Here is a 2,087-nt window from a genome sequence, read left to right as displayed (position 1 = left end):
ATCGAGCGGCGGGTCGAGCACCGCTACTGCGACGTGCGGGCGGGCTCGCTGGACGAGGCGCTGCGGCTCGCCGAGGAGGCCAAGGCCGCACGCAGTGCCCTCCCAGCTCGTGCACGCGCTCGTCGGCCCGGCGTCGGTGGTGAACGCGGCGCTGGTGCTCGGCCTGCACCGCTGGCCGGACTGGAGCACGCCGGACCGGCTCGGCGCGACGCCCCCGGACCTCGACGCGCTCGACGCGACCGCGCTGTGGGCGCACGCCCGGGCCGGGCTCGACGAACCGTCGGCGCGCCGCGACGCGCTGGCCGGCCTGCTCGCCGGGGTGCTCACCGCGCCGTGCGACGCGTACCTGGCCGAGATCTCCCCGGACGACGTCGGCCTGGTCGCCGGGCTCGTGCGCCGGCTGGACGGGGTCGCCGGGACGGCGCCGCTGACGATGCTGCTGGGCGCCCAGGTCACCCGTCCCGAGCTGCGGCCCCGGCTGCTGGCGGTCGGCCTGCCGGACGCCAGGAACGGGCGGACGCCGCTGACGACCACGGCGCTGACGACCACGGGCGGCGCCGACCCCGGCGTCGCGCGGGTGGCCGGGCTTCTCGCCGACCTGCCGCCGGCCTCGCTGACCCGGCCGCGCGCGCCGCTGACGTCCACCGCGGCCCTCGCCGACTGGGTGGAGGCGGAGCACCAGCGGGCCACCGGCGTCCTCGACCTCGTCGACCGGGCGATCGCGGGCACGCTGGACGAGCCCGCGCGCCGCTACCTGAACGGCCCGGACGGGCAGGAGCGGCTGCGCGCCGACCTGCGGAACGCCGGCATGGCGCAGCTCACCGACCGGCTGCTGCGCTGGACGGAGGCGAAGCCGACCGGGCTGTCCGAGGCCGCCCGGACGCTGCGGCAGATCGCCGCCGACCGGTACCTGGCCGACGCCGGCAAGGACCACGACACCGCCGAACGGCTGCTCCAGGCCGCCCGCCGGATGGGCCTCACCGCGGCGGAGGCGAGGCGCGTCCTCGCGAACTGGTACGCCGGGCTGCCGAAGGCCACCTCGGCGGACCAGTACAGCGCCGTCTACTTCGCGATCGGCGCGGGCCTCGACCCCGCGTCCGACGACACCTTCGCCCGGCTCCTGTCCGGCATGAAGGCGGCCACCCTGCTGGACTGGAGCAGGGTGCTGGCGCCGAGCGACCACGTCAAGGCCGCCCCGCACTTCATGCGCGCCGCCTACCGGCAGTGGAGCCGCGGCGACCGGCGCGGTGACGAGGACGTCCGCGCGCTGATGCGCGAGACCGAGATGTTCCACGAGACGATCCACGCCATCGTCTCGGGCTGCGGCCTGCGCACGGAGGACGAGAACGAGCTGTACCGGACCGTCCTGCACCTGGCGTACGGCGACCCCGTCACCGACCTGGCCCCGGTGCTCGGCGCGCTTCCCGCCGACGCGGAGGCGACGCAGTTCCGGCCGTGGGCGGCGCTCGCCGACGTGCTCGGAGACGACCGCGCCCACGTCTTCCAGCTCGCCGCGCAGGCACGCCGCCGGAAGGCCCCGCCGTCGGTGCTTGAGGACATGCTGGGCGTCCTGTCCAGCACCGACCTGATCCAGGGGCTGGCCGAGCAGCCCGGGCAGCCGGGCCTCCTCGAACCCGTGTGCCAGGTGATGGCCAAGCGCAGCCCCACGCCCGCCGAGAAGCGGGCGGCCTGCGACGCGGCGCTGGCCAGGGGGTTCCTCGCCGACCTGGTGGAGAAGGCGTGGCCCGACGAGCCCGACCTGCGGTTCAAGGCGTACACACTCCTGCTCCGGGCCGTCTACCGGGCCGGTGACCGGTCGAAGGGCGGCGGGCTCACGCCCGCGGAGGTGGACGAGCTGGTGCGGGCCGGCGGCACTGCGCCGTTCCTGCTGACCGTGGTCGCCCACGCGGCGCAGGACGCGGTCGTGCCCGCCCTGCTGCACGCGGCTCGCGGGCACGCGGCCGACCTCGGCCTCTCGTCCGACATCACCGAGTACACGCTGCGCGGGCCGCACCGCGCCGCCGAGACGCGGACCGCGAGGAGGACGTCCGCCCCGCCGGCGCCCGCCGCCGTGCCGCAGGCGGGGC

Annotated in this window: 1 protein-coding gene; it reads left to right on the top strand. The window is 76.9% G+C overall.

The genetic code is table 11. The features are described from left to right. Positions 1–94: 94 nt before the first annotated feature. The coding region (locus AB0K37_RS41860; RefSeq protein ID WP_363991715.1) for a hypothetical protein at positions 95–2,087 on the top strand (1,993 nt) is incomplete at its 3' end.

Origin of the sequence: Actinomadura sp. NPDC049753 (assembly GCF_040674655.1) — a bacterium.
In the GTDB taxonomy this organism is placed as follows: Bacteria; Actinomycetota; Actinomycetes; order Streptosporangiales; family Streptosporangiaceae; genus Spirillospora; species Spirillospora verrucosospora.
This window is presented reverse-complemented; position numbering and strand designations above follow the sequence as displayed.